Raw genomic sequence first — 17,351 nt, forward strand, 5'->3', positions numbered from 1 at the left:
ACTATATTTGTATTTTTAAAATAATTTCTCAGTGGTAACGAAGATTCACCAATCTTCATTCCTTTCATATTGTATTAATGGGATGAAAATGGGCAGAGGTGAGAAACATGACGGAAAAAAAATTGCACCCATCCATACAAAAATTTAAAGAGTTTGTAAAGAATAATCCAAACTTAATTCAAGAGGTAAGAAAAGGGAAGTCGACTTGGCAGGAATTATATGAAGATTGGTATTTATTAGGGGAAGAAGATCAGCGGTGGGAACGGCTTGGTGAAGAAACAGAGACAGAATCCTCCCCCAAACAAACAGAGTCAAAAGGGGATTTTATGTCAAATATGATGGGGATGTTTAAAAAAATGGATCAAAACCAGATTCAGTCCCATTTAAACAATTTAAGCCAGGCAATTGGTGCGATCCAAGGTCTGCTTTCTCAATTCCAGGGACCTAAATCGACCAATGGTCCTGTAAACCCGCCTGAAGGGCCAAGAAATCCATTTTCTTTCAGAAAGGATTAAGTAAGGGGGGCTTTAAATGAGAAAGGAAATATTAGAGTATATGGAACGTCAAAGGGATTTGAAACAATTTGTTCGTGAACAACCTCAGTGGTATCGAAAATTATCACGAAATCCCTTTGATCTACAGGCATTAGAAATTGCATCACTACACTATTATAAAAAAACAATCCCTCATCAAGTGGAAAAGTTTTCAAATGGCGTTCAGATGGCATCAATGATGTATTCCATGTTTCAAGCCATGAAATCACAAAATGAATGAAGGGCGCACTCCGATGGAGAGGCCCTTTTTATTATGCAATAACGGAAGTAGTAAATTGAATTAAATTCAAAAGGTTTAATAGTAATTATTCCTAATTAAACGGTAAATTTCGCTTTCCACCCTCTTTCATGTTAAAATGGCTGTGGAGGTGGGCGAAGAAATGCTAGCCACGCTAGAAAGAATAGCACTATTAGAACAGGCCGAAAGTTTGGCTAAAATGGTACTGGAGTCTGACATTGCTGAACAATACAGAATTTCTTTATATAAGATGAAAAATAGTAAGGAAAGCCAACAGAAGATTGAGCGTTTTTCTCGAATGAAAGAACTTTATGAGGAAGTTCAAAGGTTTGGCCAATACCATCCTGATTATAAAAAAGTAATGAAACAAGTACGTGAATATAAGCGTGAAATGGATTTAGATCCGTATATAGCAGATTTCAAGTTGGCGGAAAATGATTTGCAAACTCTATTAGATGAAATCAGCGTATTAATTGTCGGAGCCGTTTCCCATAATATAAAAGTACCTACAGGAAATCCGTTTTTTGACACAGGTCATGGCAGCGGTTGTGGCAGCGGTGGAAGCTGCGGGTGTGGATAAATCTTCAGCCCTTCGCGGGCTGATTTTTAATATGGAATTGGTAAAAAGTATTTTGTTATGCTAGACTTATTGTAAATGATGGATAAGTTGAAGGGGAAAATATATGTTTGTTCAAAGACAGGGTATCGTTATTTGGCTTTATTCATTGAAACAAGCAAAAATGTTAAGGCGTTTTGGAAATGTCCATTTTGTTTCGAAAAAGCTTAAATATGTTGTTCTTTACTGCAACCAAGACGATGTTGAGGAAATTATGGAAAAGCTGAACTCCTATTCTTTTGTAAAAAAAGTCGAACCTTCTTATAAGCCTTTCTTGAAAATGGAATATGAAAACTCAACACCCGATAAAGCGAAAGAATATGATTATAAAATGGGAATTTAATGGTGAGGCAAGTCCTCGCCATTTATTTTTATTTCTTAAATGAAAAAAACCCTGCAGATATAATCTGCAGGGTCCTTCTACATCCCTTTTATAGGATAGAAGGCAAAGGGAGAGGAGAAACCGGAGGAAGAACTTATGGGGAAACGTAAGTCTTCTCCGCGGTTGGCAACAACATCCTCGAATTGATGTTGTTACTTTCATTATCTCCATTACATGAAAGCTTATACCTATTTTTATAAAATTTCATTTGTCTGCCTGGATACTGGGGAGTCTAATGATTGAAAATGACATTTTTCACTTTGGATTTGTCTACTTTTTGTCGTTTATGATAGGATATTATCAAGAAATTGGATTTTTTATAATGTGGTGATCGATTTGTGAGAGTAGTTTCAGGTAGTTGCAAAGGAAGACCTTTAAAGGCGGTTCCAGGAAGGACAACAAGGCCGACAACTGATAAGGTCAAAGAAGCGATGTTTAATATGATTGGCCCTTATTTTGATGGGGGAATTGGTCTGGATCTTTTTGCCGGAAGCGGCGGATTGGGTTTGGAGGCTCTTAGCAGAGGGCTAGAAAAGGTTATTTTTATTGACCAAGATCCAAAAGCTGTGCAGATAATACGGGAAAATATAAAAGCCTGTCATTTTGAAGAGAAAACAGAAGTTTATCGAAATGATGCTGGACTTGCAATAAAAGCACTGATTAAAAGAGAAATCCGCTTTGATTATCTATTTTTAGATCCCCCATATAAGCGACAGCAGCTTGTCAGCTTAATGGAGAAATTGGATAGTGAGGAATTGATTAACAATAGCGGAATTGTGGTTTGTGAACATAGCAATGATGTTGAATTACCTCTTGCTGTCGGCAGACTGACACAAATAAAGCAAGAGAATTATGGGATTACAACTGTAACAATTTATTCTAGAGAGCATGGTGAATAGGGGGAGTCATATTGGCGAGCATTGCTGTTTGTCCAGGAAGTTTTGATCCAATTACATATGGCCATTTGGATATCATTCGCAGAGGGGCCAGAGTTTTCGATAAAGTATATGTTGTAGTATTAAATAATTCTGCTAAAAACCCGTTGTTTACCGTTGAGGAGAGAATCCAGCTCATCAAAGAGGTTACAAAGGAAATCCCAAATGTAATGGTGGATCAATTTTCCGGGCTGTTGGTTGAATACGCTAAAACCGTGAAGGCTACAGCCATATTAAGGGGTTTAAGAGCTGTTTCCGATTTTGAATATGAAATGCAAATCACTTCCATGAATCGGTTTTTAAATGATGATGTGGAGACGTTTTTTATGATGACCAATAATCAATATTCATTTTTAAGCTCAAGCATTGTCAAAGAGGCAGCGAAATACAACGGAAATATTAAAGAGCTCGTCCCGCCAATTGTAGAGAAAGAATTAATGAGAAAGTTTTCAAATTTACGAAAACAAAAGAGCTAGGCAATTTTGCCTAGCTCTTTTGTTCCTTTAATTGAAATAATAAAAGAAAGACATAGACAACGAGTGATAGAATGGTAATGAGTGGACCCATTTGGATCAATTTTTGAAAAAAGTGATCGGAATTTCTGTTAACCAGTAAACTGACTGGAAAGACATTTGAATACTGATCTTTTGTGCTGAACCGGACATACATGGGTACCCAAAAAACAACGGTAAACAGGCTTGCAAATAAACCTTGGAAAATCCTCGCAATAAAAAAGGGCTTAAAGCGGATATCTGTTTGGGCCAAAATACTTGCGGCTTGCGCCTGAATACTAAAACCACCAAATGCCAGGATAAAGCTTGTCACGATTGCTTTTTCTAATAAGGCGGCATGTTGTATAGCGCTCGTCAACTGGCTGCCTAAAGTCATTTCAAATAGTCCTGAAATAAAAGGAACGGATAATGCCCCCGATAACCCTATTGAAGAAAAGAACACTTTAACTGCCTTTGCCAGTATGGCTGTTATATGTAAGTGATAAAGCAGTTTATTTAAAACAGAAAATAAAATAATAAATCCTCCAACCATTAATAATGTTTGAATGGATGAATTAACAGCGTCTCCAAGAAGCCTTCCAATTGGACGGCTGTCTTGAATTCTTGTTTGGTGTAAGGCGGATAAGGCTTCGCGCAACTTGGATAACCCACCTTTTGGAGTTGTTCCATAAGGAGACTCTTTACCGTGAAAGCGCATCACAAATCCGACGCATATATTTCCTAAATAATGGGCAGCAGCCAGAACTAAGCCTAATTGGGGATTATCGAAAAAACCTACAGCAACTGCACCGAAAATGAATAAGGGGTTAGAGGAGCTTGTAAAGGAAACAAGTCTTTCTGCTTCAATTCGTGTTAAATGTCCTTCCTGACGCATTCTTGCAGTAAATTTTGCTCCTGCGGGATTTCCGGAGGCGAGTCCCATTGCCCAAACAAAGCCGCCGACACCGGGTACTTTAAACAGCGGTCTCATAAGCGGCTCCAGCATCACACCGATAAATTTAACGACCCCAAATCCAATTAACATTTCTGATACGATAAAGAAGGGCAGTAACGAAGGGAAGACAATTCCCCACCATATATTAAGTCCGCGTTTTGATGCTTCCAATGATTCTTGAGGGAAAGATATAAGAGATATGGCAAATAATGAAACGGAAACGGATAATAGGATCGTTTTCAGTTTCGAACGAAACAATACAAAGCCTCCTTCCCTGAGCAACATTCAACATACTGTCCAATCATTAGGTTGAATGTTAAAATAAGGTATACCATTAAATTGTAATAATCCTGAGCGTTTTCTGACTTGTCCCTCATATAAAAGAAATATACTCGTAGAATGTTTTTTTAGACCATAAGATTGAACAGGATTTCAACACAATCCTTAGATAAACGGGGAGGTAGCAAGTGTATGGAGCACCCAAAAATAGGTTTGGCACTTGGATCTGGAGGTGCACGTGGGTTTGCTCATTTAGGGGTAATCAAGGTATTAAGAGATAATGGGATCCCTATACATTTAATTGCGGGAAGCAGTATGGGGGCGCTTGTTGCCAGTTTTTATGCTGCAGGCATAGAAATTGAACGCTTATATAAACTATCAACAGCCTTTAAAAGGAAGTACTTTTTGGATTTTACAGTTCCCAAAATGGGATTTATAGGTGGAAAAAAAGTAAAGGAATTTGTTAAAGTATTTACACATGGGAAAAACATTGAAGATTTATCCATTCCTATTGGAATTGTCTCAACAGATTTATTAACTGGTGAAAAAGTGGTGTTCAAAACAGGACCGGTAGCAAATGCTGTCAGGGCCAGCATATCCATTCCGGGAATTTTTGTCCCGGAAAAGTATAATGGAAGAATACTTGTTGACGGAGGGGTTACAGATCGGGTGCCTATTTCGGTTGCAAAAGAAATGGGGGCGGACATTGTCATTGCTGTTGATGTATCAAGTGTGAAGCGAAATGCTGAGATAACCTCCATTTACGATGTTATTATGCAAAGTATTGATATCATGCAAACGGAAGTGATCAACAGCAGGGAGCCTTCCGCATCCATTATGATTCGCCCTCCTGTTGAAAGCTATAGTTCCCGTGCATTTACAAACACCCAAGAAATCATAAACATAGGCGAAGAAGAAGCTAAAAAGCACATCAATCAGATTCAAGCAGAAATTGGTAAGTGGAAGGAATGACTATAGTATTGCGCAAAAAACTATTTACAGGTTCATTTGTGTTATTGATTGTACTTCTAGTGGCAGGAATATATTATCCATTGCCTTATTTCGTTACAGAACCCGGGATGGCTAAGAAGCTTGCTCCCATTATACATGTTGAAAACGGGTATAAAGAAAAAGGTAATTTTATGTTAACGACAGTTAGAATGGGTAGAGCAAATATTTATTCGTACTTGGAAGCAAAGATGAAAAAGTATGAAGAAATTTATCAAGAGGACATGATCTTAGGTAAAGAGGAGACTCAGCAGGAATATAACACGATTCAATTGTATATGATGGCTAGCTCCAAAATGAATGCCATAGATGTCGCCTATCGAAAAGCTGGTCTACCAGTACAATATAAATATAAAGGGATCTACGTAATGCAAGTGCTGCCAGGAATGCCTGCTGAGGGAGCGCTGAGGCTAGGTGATCGCATATATAAAGTGGATGGTCACTCTTTTCCTTCTTCAAAAGAATTTATTGATTATGTCGGGAGGAAAAAAGCTGGAGATCGGGTGACATTTACTTTTTCTAGAAATAATGAAGAAAAAACAGTTTCGTTAACATTAAAGCCATTTAAAGATGATCCTAAAAAAGTAGGAATCGGCATATCATTAGTGGATGATAAAGATATTGTAGTTGATCCGAAAGTGAAAATAAATACTGCTGATATTGGCGGCCCATCCGCAGGACTAATGTTTACCCTGGAGATATATAATCAGCTTACAAAAAACGATTTAACAAAAGGATACCAAATCGCCGGAACAGGCACCATGGACGTTGACGGCACGGTTGGGCCGATTGGTGGGATTGAACAAAAGATAGTTGCAGCAGATAAGGCTGGGGCAGAGATCTTTTTTGCTCCGAATGAAAAAGGCGCTAAAAATTCCAATTATCGAGCAGCGGTTAAAACAGCTCGTGATATTCATACAAAAATGAAAATCATTCCTGTCGACACGTTTGATGATGCTCTGAAATACTTAGAAAAATTACCTGCAAAATAAAAAAGATGATAGCAGCTTTTGCTGCATCATCTTTTTATTGGATAAAAATAGGAGGTTGCTGGAATTCTTGCTGCAACATCGCTTTTTTTTGAAGATCCGGCAAGCCCACGGCATAAATGCGGGTGGCTTTAATATCGAGAAGCAGTTCTTTTCCTTTATATGACGATACCCTAGAAATAAGTGGCAAGCTGAAGTTTTTTTTCATTTGATTCAAATACGCTTTTCCTGCAGTTGTCATGCCTAGCAACCTCAAATAAGTGGCTCTATTTGAAGTGTTTACCAGTTCTTTTTTCTTGGTATTGGTCAAAATATGGACACAGAGCCGCTGCAGTCGAGTCCATGTATAGCGTTTTGTTTTAATTTTATCCATAAATTCTAAAAAAGTATTCGCTTCTAAAGCAGCCGCAATCAGCCGGTTTTCCAGCCCTTCTTCCGATTCATAAATTTCTCTTAAATCTTGAGGACTGGATTGAAGAAGCTGATATTGAAGATATGGCCAATAATGCTCCCAATGATGGAACATCCCATATTGATTTAAATATTGGTCTAATAATTGCTTTGTTGCTTCCGGAACATATTGACTGATATCTGACTGATCATCGGAAAAAATCGCTTTTCGAATGCTGGTAGCACTGGCGATTGTTTCAGAAGCGAAGTGTTCATCATGGTAGTCGGCATTTTTTCGCTGAACAGTAAGTGGCTTCATATGACTGCCTTGATCATGAATGGCTTTTATATACTGAAAACCAAGAATATTATTTGGTTTCGATAAATCCAAATATTTCGCGGAATCAGGTAGGTCCTGGTAGGCAAGAGCAAGGGCTTTTGGATAACTCACACCAGTTTGGATAAATCGTTTAATATTTTCTTCAAGCGACTGATGATTTTCTTTTAGAAATTTTTCTGTTTGAGAGAAGGAAGAAATATCACCATTTTCGCTCCCGAAGCATAATGACTCGCATCCGGAAGCAGTTAATATAGATACTGCACCATTTGCAAATATTTCGGCTTTTTGAACTGCAAAGCAATAAGGAAGCTCAAAAACAATGTCGATACCATTTAATAGAGCCATGCGAGTCCGGCTCCATTTTGAAACAAGTGCGGGTTCGCCGCGTTGCAGAAAATTTCCGCTCATAACTGCAATGGCTATATCAGACTTAGCTGTTCGTTTGGCTTCTTGCAAATGGTAATAATGCCCATTGTGAAAAGGATTGTACTCAACTATTACACCTACAGCTCTCACATTATGATCTCCTTTCTTGACCAATTGGAAAGTATAGCTAAACTATCAGGAATATGTACAATTACACCTCTGTTTTCGCTTATAAATCGCTAATCGGCAAGCATTCTTTCAAAAATTATTAATATTATAGCAAAAGAAGGATAAGTAGTTAAGAAGTGGTTTGTAAACCGTTAGAATGGATAAACTAATACGGAAAAAAGAAAATACATTCATCTTGAAGAGGTGTAAAGAAAAAATATTGACAAAAATAGTATCGGGGGCTATAATTACCTTTGTTGCCTTGGGGTGATTCATATGAAATGGACATTAACTCAATTACAAAAATATCGAAACAAGGATTTTTCGATTGATGAAACGATCCGGCTTGATGACATTAAACAAACTGATTCATCAATTCGCGATGTATCCCCGATGCATATTACTGGTCGTGGTGATGTAGATTCAGCGAAAGTTACCTTTCATTTGAAAATTGAAGGTTATCTTATATTGCCTTGTTCTCGTACTTTAGTGGATTTGAAGTATCCGATTAATGTCGAAACAACGGAAACTTTTCTCTTGCAGGGATCTATTTATGATACTGAAGAGGAATTGCACCAAGTAAAAGGTGAAACGATTGATCTTAAGCCGATCATTCAAGAAATTATTTTGCTTGAGGTTCCGATGCAGGTCTTTTGTGATGATCATGAATCGCAGGATGCTGCACCGCAGTCTGGAAAGGATTGGGAAGTCGTACAGGAAGAAGTAGTATCTAATAAGATTGACCCAAGACTCGCTGGACTTGCTAAGTTTTTTGACAAAGATAAATCTTCTTCCGAATCATAATCGGCAAAAACATGCAAATGGCTTATGCTTTTTCTTATAAGGAGGTGGGAAGAATGGCTGTACCTTTTAGAAGAACTTCTAAAACTGTTAAAAGAAAGCGCCGTACTCATTTTAAATTAAGTGTTCCTGGTATGGTAGAATGCCCAAACTGTGGTGAAATGAAACTTGCTCACCGCGTATGTAAAGCTTGCGGAACATACAAAGGAAAAGATGTAGTTAACGATTAATTCAACTTGGATAGAAAGCACAAGGAATAACACTTCCTTGTGCTTTTGTCGTTTTCAAGAAACATTACATATCTATCCGCAATAAAATAGGGGGATGAAGGCATGTCTTATTCCATTGAGAAAAGAGATAAAGACTACCTTTTATTTACGATAGAAAGAAATGAAAAAAGAAATGCGGTTAATTATGAGGTTATGGATGGATTATCAGAAGCTGTTGATATTGCGTCCAATTCCAATATGAAAGCACTGGTGATAACTGGTGCTGGTGATCAGGCTTTTTGTTCCGGTGGCGATCTATCTGTCTTTCATCAACTCCACACATAAGAGGAAGCCTATCAAATGCTTGAAAAAATGTCGAAGATTCTTTATACACTGCTTACTTTGCCTATTCCTACGGTGGCGCTAATGAATGGAACGGCGATTGGAGGAGGCTGTGAATTGGCCATTTCCTGCGATTTTCGTTTGGCTAAAAGCGGAATAAAGGCTGGATTTGTACAGGGACAGCAAGCAATCACAACAGGATGGGGCGGAGGGACGATTTTAACGGAAAAGTTCAACTCCCCAAATGCTTTAAAACTGTTATTGGATGCTAAGGTGAAATCGTCAGAATATTTGAAGGAAATTGGGATTATTGATGCACTATATGAATGCTCTCCATTAAAAGCTTGTAAAGATTTTCTGGAAAATATATTTGTAATGGAGTCTCAGGTGCTAAAGGCCTATAAAAAAATGTGGATTAGAAGATGGGAAATCAGCAAATTACGTGAAAGAATGGAAGAAGAGATTCAAGTCTGTTCAGTACTATGGGAAGGTAATGCCCATCATAAGTATGTTCAAGCATTTATAAATAAAAAAAACAGGCATAAAGATTAAAACAGCATTGCCGATTAAGTCTATCTTTTCTAGTAGAAGCATATGTATTATTAAAACACTACTAGGAGGGGTCCATGAATGTCACCAACTCGGCAGGATGCCTGGTCACAGGACGAGGATTTGTTACTCGCGGAAGTTGTTTTAAGGCATATTCGTGAAGGCGGTACACAGCTGCAGGCTTTTGATGAAGTAGGTAAACAGTTAACACGTACCGCTGCAGCTTGCGGTTTCAGGTGGAATTCTTTTGTACGAAAGCAATATAAATCGGGAATTGAGCTGGCTAAGAAACAAAGAAAAGAATTAAAAAAACAAACTGCTGCAAGTCCTGATGAGCCATTTCAAGATTCTTTACCGACAGAGCAAATACCCATTCAAACTACAGTTGCAAAAGGGGATCTGCTTTCATTTTCATCTGTAATTAGTTACCTGGAAGAGCTGCAAAAAAGGGCTGAAGATTCAGATGGCTTTGAAGAGGATAAAAAGAAGTATGCTGAACAAATAAAAGAATTAGAGAAAAAAAATTACTATTTGGCAGCCGAAAATGAAAGACTTACAAAAAATTTGAAAATCATTGAAGAGGATTATCGTTCCCTATTGGAAATTATGGAGCGTGCAAGAAAAATGGCTGTTTTGCAGGATGAGGATCGGCAGCAAAAAGTAAGATTTCAAATGGATAAAAACGGTAACCTTGAAAGAGTGGAAAAATAGTGGAAATGAAAAAGCGGACTTTATGTCCGCTTTTCCCTTTTTAGTCGATAGGAAAACTTTCCTATCAGGCATACGTGCAGAAGGAATGCTTCGTGTGCATTAGCTTCGCAGTCGAAAATCTGCGCTTTTCGGCGAACTGCACCTCTGTCTTCGCCCTAACGGGCTCGCCTGTCGGCGAGTTTTCTTTATAAATAAAGTTTAGATTTTAACTATGAAAATTGTCTAGCGCAAACACACTAGCTGTTATGTCCTTAGCCCCTCCGGCCTATACGCCGCTGAACAGGGAACTTGCGCTTTTCCTATTGAGCCTCGACCCCTTCTGGGTACCAAACAAGCGGATTTTCACCGCGGTCACGCTCCATATCATAGTCAACAGGTGAAAAACCCATCTTCTCCCAAAAATCTCGGGATTGCATTCGTGGGTTTGTTTTAATGGGGAGATTAAAGCTTTTGGCAAATTGAACCAACTGTTTTCCATAACCTTTGCCTTGGTAATCTGGAATTACCTCCAGTTTCCAAAGTTCAAGGTAATTCTGTGGTGGATAAAAGTAACGGTCAAATTTGGCGTCAATTTGATAAAGACTCATTCGAGCAACCAGCTTGTCTCCGAAGTAAATTCCGTAAAACGGGGAAACGCTGTCATTATCCACAATTTTTGCTTCGAGGTCTTCTAACATTGATAGCTCCTGAAGACCATATTCTTTAAATTTTTTAAATTCCTCAAGAGTTTTGAAATTTACTTTTAATCTTTCCACCTTTGTTCCCATTGTTGACCTCCTGATTTAAAAGAATCGCCTTTTGTATAAATCGAATGGCTATCGAATAACATGAAGTAAGTAATTTATCATTGTTTAAATTAATAACATTATATAACAAAACTAAAAAAAATACTTCATAAAAACTTTAGGAAGCGTTTTCAGAAAAATGCAGGATATTCAGTAAATGATGTAGAAAATGTATATTGGACCATGTTAATAGAAAGGGGAAAAATAGTGCGGAAAATCTTAGTTGCAAATAGGGGAGAAATTGCACTGCGAATCATTAAAACCTGTCAGGCGATGGCAATTGAAACAGTCGCTGTCTACTCCGAAGCGGACCAAGATATGCCATTTGTAAAGGCGGCTTCTAAAGCAGTGTGCATTGGTGAAGGCCCGGTTAACAAGTCCTATTTACGAATTGAAAAAATATTAGAAGTTGCAAAAAGTGAAAGTGTAGATGCCGTCCATCCAGGTTATGGCTTTTTATCCGAAAATGCTGCATTTGCCAAAATGGTGCAAGAGGCTGGAATTATTTTTATTGGACCAAGTCCAGAGACCATTCAATTAATGGGAGATAAGATCATTGCTCGTCAAACGATGGAAAAAGCGGGTGTCCCTGTTGTGCCAGGCACTGTTACAGGACTTATGTCTATTGAAGAGGCATGCGCTTTTGCGGCTTCCATCGGCTATCCTGTTATGTTGAAGGCCAGTGGAGGCGGCGGTGGAATTGGCATGGTACTATGTGAAAATGAGCAAGCGCTCGTTAAGTCGTATGCTTCAACAAAGACCAGAGCAATGAGCTATTTTGGTTCGGATGCTGTTTTTGTTGAGAAATATATCCCTGAAGCACGGCATGTAGAAGTACAAGTTTTTGGCGATCGCTATGGAAACATAGTGCACTTGTTTGAAAGGGATTGTTCCATACAACGAAGACATCAAAAGGTCGTTGAGGAGTCTCCTTCTCCATTTGTTTCCGATTCCGTCCGGCAAAACATGTATGAAACGGCAGTGAAAGCTGCCAGGGCAGTAAATTATATGAATGCTGGCACAATTGAATTCATAGTGGATGAAAATGAAAATTTTTATTTTTTGGAAATGAATACAAGGCTGCAGGTCGAGCATCCGGTGACAGAATCCATTACTGGACTTGATTTAGTGAAATGGCAAATATTTGTGGCAAGAGGTGAACCTCTTCCACTCCAGCAGGAAGAGATCAGTTCCAGTGGGCATGCTATTGAATTTCGTTTATATGCAGAGGATCCAGTCCGTTTTCTTCCATCACCAGGAAAATTAACCGCGTTCAAATGGAGTCAGCAAGAGGGAGTTCGAATCGATTCAGGCTATGAAGAAGGTGGAACGGTGACCCCTTTTTATGACCCGATGATAGCAAAATGTATTTTCTCCGGTCAAACTCGGAGCGAATCATTGTCAGCAGCAAATAGATTTTTTCAACATATGCAAATAGAAGGAATAAAAACGAATGTACCGCTTTTCTTGGCATTGCTGGCAGATGAAGCCTTCAATGAGGGCAGGTACACGACCAGTTTTTTAACAAAAAAATTAGTGAAATAAGGAGATCGGAGAACAATGAAAAAAATTACAGCTTCAATGGCAGGAACTGTCCTTAATATTTTCGTCACAGCAGGTGATCAAGTTTCAACAGGACAAGAGGTATTGATGCTAGAATCGATGAAAATGGAAATCCCCATTGAAAGTGGGGTTGAAGGAGTAGTATTGGAAGTTAAGGTGAACATAGGCGATTTTGTCAATGAAGATGATGTTTTACTTATTCTAGAATAGAAATATAGGAGGAACCTCATGACGGGAGCAAATCAGTTAAATGAACAATTGAAGGAAAATAGAAGAGTAATTGAAGCTGGTGGACACCCTAAGTACCATGAAAAGGCAAAGGAACATAATAAATTATTTGTCCGGGAGCGGTTAGCCCTTTTATTTGATGAAGGGAAATATGAAGAGGACGGGAAATTTGCTAACTTTAGCGCCGTGGATTTGCCAGCTGATGGCGTGGTTACGGCTATGGGTAAAATTAATGGCCAAACTGTTTGTGTGATGGGGAATGATTCAACCATTAAAGCAGGCTCATGGGGAGCTCGTACAGTAGAGAAAATTATTCGGATTCAGGAAACAGCTGAAAAATTAAAAGTGCCACTCTTTTACCTAGTTGATTCGGCGGGTGCGAGAATTACTGATCAGTTAGAGATGTTTCCAAATAGGCGGGGAGCAGGAAGAATTTTTTATAATCAAGTAAAGCTTTCAGGGATGATTCCCCAGGTATGTATCTTGTTTGGCCCATCGGCCGCTGGCGGAGCGTATATACCGGCATTTTGTGATATTGTCATTATGGTGGATAAAAATGCTTCTATGTACCTTGGTTCCCCAAGGATGGCGGAAAAAGTAATTGGCGAAAAGGTCACTCTAGAAGAAATGGGCGGAGCGCGCATGCATTGTACAATAAGCGGCTGTGGAGATGTCCTGGCGAACAATGAGGAGGAAGCAATTGAAGCTGCCAAGAAATATCTAAGCTATTTTCCAGCCAGTTTTAAAGAAAAGCCAAAAATAGCAGCAAGTCGCCCAGTAAAAGAAGGCCGTGAATTGGGATCAATTATACCAGTCAATCAAAATGCTCCATTTGATATGTATGAATGTATTGACAGACTGGTTGATAATGAAAGCTTTTATGAAATAAAAAAGTTGTTTGCTCCGGAAATTATAACTGGCCTGGCTCGTATAAACGGCCAAGCAGTCGGGATTATCGCCAATCAGCCAAAGGTAAAAGGCGGCGTCCTGTTTGTTGATTCTGCAGATAAAGCAGCAAAGTTTATTCAACTTTGTGATGCCTTTCATATCCCGTTGTTGTTCCTCGCTGATGTCCCTGGATTCATGATCGGGACAAAAGTGGAACGTGCCGGAATCATTCGCCATGGTGCGAAATTAATTGCAGCAATGAGCTCAGCGACTGTTCCGAAAATCTCGGTTATTGTCCGAAAGGCATATGGTGCAGGCCTTTATGCAATGGCAGGTCCGGCATTTGAACCAGATTGCTGTATTGCATTACCAACAGCACAAATTGCCGTGATGGGCCCAGAGGCAGCAGTTAACGCTGTATACTCTAATAAAATTAATCAAATTACAGATGGCAGTGAAAGAATGGCATTTGTAAAGGAAAAACAACAAGAGTACAAAGAACATATCGATATATATAAACTCGCATCAGAGCTTATTGTAGATGAAATAGTGGCACCTTCAGAGCTGAGGAATGTCCTGATTCAGCGGTTCGCCTATTATGAAACAAAAGAGCTGAACTTTAGTGTACGAAAGCATCCTGTGTATCCTGTTTAAATAACGATAGGGGTTGTCTGAAAAAGACATCCTCTTTTTTCGTATTCTGAAAATCTGATAGAATATTTGTAAAGATCGTAAATGAGGGATATAAAATGAAGATTGGAATTATAGGTGCTGGTTCAATCGGGCTATTATTTGCTGCTTACTTAAGTGAAAGCAATGAAGTAACCATTTATACCAGAACATCAATGCAAGCAGAAGAAATTAATGAACATGGAATTTTACTAAATACCGCATCAGAAAGGAATTTTATACATATACATGCATTGCCCATCATAGATTGGCGCGGCACAGAAGAATTTACAATTATTACGGTAAAACAATATCAGCTTTCAGCTGTCATAGAGATGTTTTCCCAAATGACTAACGTTCCTGAAAATATTTTATTTCTGCAGAATGGAATGGGGCACTTAAAGCTGCTGAGTCATTTAACTGCATCCAATATATTTGTTGGTACCGTAGAGCATGGCGCGTTAAGGGAAAATGGGTTTACAGTCAACCATAATGGGAAAGGAGCGACGAATGTGGCTGTTTACAAAGGAAATTCTGATGCAATCCACCAATTATTCTGTGCTGGATCAGGTGATTTTCCTTTTTTTATTAAAAAAAATTACCGTGAAATGCTCTTGGATAAATTAATTGTCAATGCGGTTATAAATCCACTCACAGCACTTTTAGGGATAAGAAATGGAGAGTTGGTTGAGAATCAGTTTTATTTCCATGCGTTAAAACAGCTATTTACAGAAATTTCTTTCGTATTAAAACTTACGGATCCCCAAAAACATTTCGAACAGGTCATCAGTATTTGTAAAAAAACTGCCCAAAATCGATCCTCCATGCTTAAAGACATCGAATCGAACAGAATGACAGAGGTTGACGCAATTTTAGGCTTTATTATGGAGGAAGCAAAATCAGCAGGGAAAGCAGCACCGATTACAGAAAGCTTATTCTTTGTCATTAAAGGAAAAGAACAGGATGGAATAGAAGGTTCGTTTTAGAAAATTTTAAAGCAAAGTTTTTTTAAATTGGAAAGACCAATGGTATACTTCTAGAAGAAGATTTTAGGATGACCAGAAAGGGAGTACATGAATGGAGATTTTAAATCTCTCGTTGCCAGCGACCAATCGGTTTGCTTCCAATTATTTGAAACAAACAGAAGAAGTAATGCCTTTTTTTCATTATCGGTTTAATGATTTACATGATGATGCAAAAAGGTTAAATGAATTAAGTAGTAGAAGCTTTCCGCGTATGGAAGTTGCAAGTCATATTGAGAACTTTATGAAGAAGTATCCCACCTCGGATGCTGTAAAACAATCTATCCATAAATTAAAACAAAAGGATAGCGCCGTAGTTATTGGCGGCCAGCAGGCAGGTATTTTAACAGGACCATTGTATTCAATACATAAAGTCATTTCCGTCATCCAACTTGCAGAACAAAAAGAAAGACAATTGGGAATACCTGTTGTACCGGTTTTTTGGATTGCTGGGGAAGATCATGATTTTCATGAGGTAAATCATGTGTTTGTACCTGTTGGTCAAAAGGTCGATAAATGGAGCTACCCAGAAAAAGTCCATCAAAAAAAGATGGTATCTGATATAAGGGTTGATCGGGATCTTTGTCTAGCATGGGTAGAAAACATCATCGAGAATTTTGGAGAAACAGAACATACAAACCAACTTCTATCGTTTGTTACTAAGCAAATAAATAAGTCAACTACATTTGTCGATTTCTTTGCACACATTATCATGGAACTGTTTAAAGATTATGGATTACTAATTGTTGACTCTGGAGATGCAGCTTTTCGCCAGTTGCAAAAAGGCTTTCTCACAGAACAGATCATAGAGCATGATCTCATTACACATTCTCTTATAAAGCAGCAAAAAAATATTGAGGAAAAGGGATTTCCTTTAACCATTGATGCTAGTGATCGGGCTGCCAATCTATTTTATTATGATCAACAAATAGGCGAACGAATTTTGCTCGAATATAACCGGGAAAATGACAGGTTTGTGGGGAAAAATGGGAGAATCTCATTTTCTAAGAAGGAATTGGTGGAGCTCGCAGAAGAAAATCCAGAAAGATTAAGCAATAATGTGGTGACAAGACCCTTAATGCAGGAATGGATTTTTCCTACGCTGGCATTTATAGCGGGACCTGGGGAAATTTCCTATTGGGCAGAATTGAAGCTTGTATTTGAGCATTTTGGAATTAAAATGCCGCCAATCGTTCCTCGTTTAAATATTACAATTCTGGAGCGTGCAGTTGAAACGGATTTAATGGAATTAAATTTATCATTGGCTGATGTTTTGCAAAATGGATCAGGCAGTGGGAAGGAACAGTTTATTGAGTCCGTTATGGATAAAGAACTAACTGAATTATTTTCAAAGGCAAGAGACCAGCTAATGACTCAGTACCAGTTAATCGAGGCAAAGACCTCTGAATTGGATCGTGGTCTTCTTCCTCTCCTAAAGAAAAATGAAGATTTATTATTAAAAGAATTAAGCTTCATGCAAACAAAACTAGAAGATGCGCTCAAGTTAAAACATGAAGTTATATTAAATAAATATAACCGAGTAGATATGAATTTAAGGCCTGATGGATCACCGCAGGAAAGAATTTGGAATATCATTTATTATCTAAATCGCTTCAGCCTTGATTTTATACAAGATATAATGAGTATAAATTTTGAATTTGACGGCCGGCATAAGGTTTTAAAACCATAGAAAAACTTCACATTATTAGTGAAGTTTTTTTTTTGCCAATAAATGAATCATATCCTTGATCAAAAAACCGTTATATCTAAGCTTTTTTATTATTTTTTTCGGTTTTAAAAAGGATTTTATACTATCCAGAACGAATAGTAAAAAAAATAAGTGGTGGAAAGTGGGGGAATGTGGTACATTCTT

The 17,351-nt window shown here is 38.2% G+C and carries 19 protein-coding genes and 1 pseudogene; 17 read left to right on the forward strand and 3 right to left on the reverse strand.

Translation table 11 applies throughout. The features are described 5' to 3' along the window. Positions 1 to 107 precede the first annotated feature (107 nt). The 6 genes from HPT25_RS15450 (at position 108) to coaD (ending at position 3,201) form a co-directional block, all read left to right on the forward strand. Positions 108 to 515: a YlbD family protein gene (locus HPT25_RS15450; RefSeq protein ID WP_173065883.1), complete on the forward strand. Its 408-nt coding sequence runs from the start codon at positions 108 to 110 to the stop codon at positions 513 to 515. Between the two features lie 16 nt (positions 516 to 531). After that, positions 532 to 774, forward strand: a complete 243-nt coding sequence (locus HPT25_RS15455; protein ID WP_173065886.1) for a YlbE-like family protein — start codon at positions 532 to 534, stop codon at positions 772 to 774. A gap of 160 nt (positions 775 to 934) precedes the next feature. Beyond that, positions 935 to 1,372, forward strand: a complete 438-nt coding sequence (locus HPT25_RS15460) for a YlbF/YmcA family competence regulator (protein WP_173065889.1) — start codon at positions 935 to 937, stop codon at positions 1,370 to 1,372. A 103-nt stretch (positions 1,373 to 1,475) separates the two neighbouring features. Further along, complete coding sequence (locus HPT25_RS15465) at positions 1,476 to 1,751, forward strand: YlbG family protein (protein ID WP_173065892.1); 276 nt, start codon at positions 1,476 to 1,478, stop codon at positions 1,749 to 1,751. A 377-nt stretch (positions 1,752 to 2,128) separates the two neighbouring features. Further along, entirely contained in the window at positions 2,129 to 2,689 is a 561-nt protein-coding gene (gene rsmD / locus HPT25_RS15470) for a 16S rRNA (guanine(966)-N(2))-methyltransferase RsmD (RefSeq protein ID WP_173065895.1), read from the forward strand. Positions 2,690 to 2,700: 11 nt separating this feature from the next. Further along, positions 2,701 to 3,201, forward strand: a complete 501-nt coding sequence (coaD, locus tag HPT25_RS15475; RefSeq protein ID WP_173065899.1) for a pantetheine-phosphate adenylyltransferase — start codon at positions 2,701 to 2,703, stop codon at positions 3,199 to 3,201. A 10-nt stretch (positions 3,202 to 3,211) separates the two neighbouring features. On the opposite strand, the gene spoVV is transcribed toward coaD, so the two are convergent. Beyond that, positions 3,212 to 4,429, reverse strand: coding sequence for a dipicolinic acid transporter SpoVV (spoVV, locus tag HPT25_RS15480; RefSeq protein WP_246277200.1), 1,218 nt, complete (start codon positions 4,427 to 4,429; stop codon positions 3,212 to 3,214). Positions 4,430 to 4,642: 213 nt separating this feature from the next. On the opposite strand from spoVV, the gene HPT25_RS15485 reads away from it, so the two are divergent. Together HPT25_RS15485 and HPT25_RS15490 are read left to right on the forward strand one after the other, a co-directional pair. Beyond that, positions 4,643 to 5,422, forward strand: coding sequence for a patatin-like phospholipase family protein (locus tag HPT25_RS15485; protein WP_173065907.1), 780 nt, complete (start codon positions 4,643 to 4,645; stop codon positions 5,420 to 5,422). 8 nt (positions 5,423 to 5,430) lie between these two features. Beyond that, the gene (locus HPT25_RS15490) at positions 5,431 to 6,450 is read left to right on the forward strand and encodes a SepM family pheromone-processing serine protease (RefSeq protein WP_376767980.1); all 1,020 of its coding nucleotides are present in this window, start codon (positions 5,431 to 5,433) and stop codon (positions 6,448 to 6,450) included. Positions 6,451 to 6,484: 34 nt separating this feature from the next. Here HPT25_RS15490 and HPT25_RS15495 read toward each other — a convergent pair whose 3' ends face one another. Continuing rightward, positions 6,485 to 7,693 (reverse strand): nucleotidyltransferase, encoded by a 1,209-nt coding sequence (locus HPT25_RS15495; RefSeq protein WP_173065913.1) that lies wholly within the window; start codon positions 7,691 to 7,693, stop codon positions 6,485 to 6,487. A 294-nt stretch (positions 7,694 to 7,987) separates the two neighbouring features. On the opposite strand from HPT25_RS15495, the gene HPT25_RS15500 reads away from it, so the two are divergent. The 4 genes and pseudogenes from HPT25_RS15500 (at position 7,988) to HPT25_RS15515 (ending at position 10,323) form a co-directional block, all read left to right on the forward strand. Further along, the gene (locus HPT25_RS15500; RefSeq protein ID WP_173065916.1) at positions 7,988 to 8,515 is read left to right on the forward strand and encodes a YceD family protein; all 528 of its coding nucleotides are present in this window, start codon (positions 7,988 to 7,990) and stop codon (positions 8,513 to 8,515) included. A gap of 53 nt (positions 8,516 to 8,568) precedes the next feature. Continuing rightward, on the forward strand, positions 8,569 to 8,742 hold the full coding sequence (rpmF, locus tag HPT25_RS15505) for a 50S ribosomal protein L32 (protein WP_066368365.1): 174 nt from the start codon (positions 8,569 to 8,571) through the stop codon (positions 8,740 to 8,742). Positions 8,743 to 8,844: 102 nt separating this feature from the next. Next, positions 8,845 to 9,615 (forward strand): annotated as a pseudogene (locus tag HPT25_RS15510) (enoyl-CoA hydratase/isomerase family protein). Positions 9,616 to 9,693: 78 nt separating this feature from the next. Continuing rightward, the gene (locus HPT25_RS15515; protein WP_173065919.1) at positions 9,694 to 10,323 is read left to right on the forward strand and encodes an RsfA family transcriptional regulator; all 630 of its coding nucleotides are present in this window, start codon (positions 9,694 to 9,696) and stop codon (positions 10,321 to 10,323) included. 299 nt (positions 10,324 to 10,622) lie between these two features. Here the strand turns inward: HPT25_RS15515 and HPT25_RS15520 are convergent, their stop codons facing one another. Then, the gene (locus HPT25_RS15520; RefSeq protein ID WP_173065923.1) at positions 10,623 to 11,090 is read right to left on the reverse strand and encodes an N-acetyltransferase; all 468 of its coding nucleotides are present in this window, start codon (positions 11,088 to 11,090) and stop codon (positions 10,623 to 10,625) included. A gap of 225 nt (positions 11,091 to 11,315) precedes the next feature. Between HPT25_RS15520 and HPT25_RS15525 the strand changes: the two genes are divergently transcribed. The 5 genes from HPT25_RS15525 (at position 11,316) to bshC (ending at position 17,168) form a co-directional block, all read left to right on the forward strand. Continuing rightward, positions 11,316 to 12,653, forward strand: a complete 1,338-nt coding sequence (locus tag HPT25_RS15525; RefSeq protein ID WP_173065927.1) for an acetyl-CoA carboxylase biotin carboxylase subunit — start codon at positions 11,316 to 11,318, stop codon at positions 12,651 to 12,653. 15 nt (positions 12,654 to 12,668) lie between these two features. Then, entirely contained in the window at positions 12,669 to 12,881 is a 213-nt protein-coding gene (locus tag HPT25_RS15530) for a biotin/lipoyl-containing protein (RefSeq protein WP_173065930.1), read from the forward strand. A gap of 18 nt (positions 12,882 to 12,899) precedes the next feature. Next, a complete protein-coding gene (locus HPT25_RS15535; RefSeq protein WP_173065933.1) occupies positions 12,900 to 14,441 on the forward strand; it encodes an acyl-CoA carboxylase subunit beta in 1,542 nt (513 codons plus the stop codon). 95 nt (positions 14,442 to 14,536) lie between these two features. Further along, entirely contained in the window at positions 14,537 to 15,442 is a 906-nt protein-coding gene (locus HPT25_RS15540) for a 2-dehydropantoate 2-reductase (RefSeq protein ID WP_173065936.1), read from the forward strand. 91 nt (positions 15,443 to 15,533) lie between these two features. Beyond that, a complete protein-coding gene (gene bshC, locus HPT25_RS15545; protein WP_173065939.1) occupies positions 15,534 to 17,168 on the forward strand; it encodes a bacillithiol biosynthesis cysteine-adding enzyme BshC in 1,635 nt (544 codons plus the stop codon). The last annotated feature ends 183 nt before the right edge of the window (positions 17,169 to 17,351 follow it).

This window comes from Neobacillus endophyticus, from assembly GCF_013248975.1.
In the GTDB taxonomy this organism is placed as follows: Bacteria; Bacillota; Bacilli; order Bacillales; family Cytobacillaceae; genus Neobacillus; species Neobacillus endophyticus.

What these genes read in the sequence shown, in the direction of transcription:
- HPT25_RS15450 (WP_173065883.1), top strand. Translation starts at nt 108, where the DNA reads ATGACGGAAAAAAAATTGCACCCATCCATACAAAAATTTAAAGAGTTT.
- HPT25_RS15455 (WP_173065886.1), top strand. Translation starts at nt 532, where the DNA reads ATGAGAAAGGAAATATTAGAGTATATGGAACGTCAAAGGGATTTGAAA.
- HPT25_RS15460 (WP_173065889.1), top strand. Translation starts at nt 935, where the DNA reads ATGCTAGCCACGCTAGAAAGAATAGCACTATTAGAACAGGCCGAAAGT.
- HPT25_RS15465 (WP_173065892.1), top strand. Translation starts at nt 1,476, where the DNA reads ATGTTTGTTCAAAGACAGGGTATCGTTATTTGGCTTTATTCATTGAAA.
- HPT25_RS15485 (WP_173065907.1), top strand. Translation starts at nt 4,643, where the DNA reads ATGGAGCACCCAAAAATAGGTTTGGCACTTGGATCTGGAGGTGCACGT.
- HPT25_RS15500 (WP_173065916.1), top strand. Translation starts at nt 7,988, where the DNA reads ATGAAATGGACATTAACTCAATTACAAAAATATCGAAACAAGGATTTT.
- rpmF (WP_066368365.1), top strand. Translation starts at nt 8,569, where the DNA reads ATGGCTGTACCTTTTAGAAGAACTTCTAAAACTGTTAAAAGAAAGCGC.
- HPT25_RS15515 (WP_173065919.1), top strand. Translation starts at nt 9,694, where the DNA reads ATGTCACCAACTCGGCAGGATGCCTGGTCACAGGACGAGGATTTGTTA.
- HPT25_RS15520 (WP_173065923.1), bottom strand. Translation starts at nt 11,090, where the DNA reads ATGGGAACAAAGGTGGAAAGATTAAAAGTAAATTTCAAAACTCTTGAG.
- HPT25_RS15530 (WP_173065930.1), top strand. Translation starts at nt 12,669, where the DNA reads ATGAAAAAAATTACAGCTTCAATGGCAGGAACTGTCCTTAATATTTTC.
- HPT25_RS15535 (WP_173065933.1), top strand. Translation starts at nt 12,900, where the DNA reads ATGACGGGAGCAAATCAGTTAAATGAACAATTGAAGGAAAATAGAAGA.
- HPT25_RS15540 (WP_173065936.1), top strand. Translation starts at nt 14,537, where the DNA reads ATGAAGATTGGAATTATAGGTGCTGGTTCAATCGGGCTATTATTTGCT.
- bshC (WP_173065939.1), top strand. Translation starts at nt 15,534, where the DNA reads ATGGAGATTTTAAATCTCTCGTTGCCAGCGACCAATCGGTTTGCTTCC.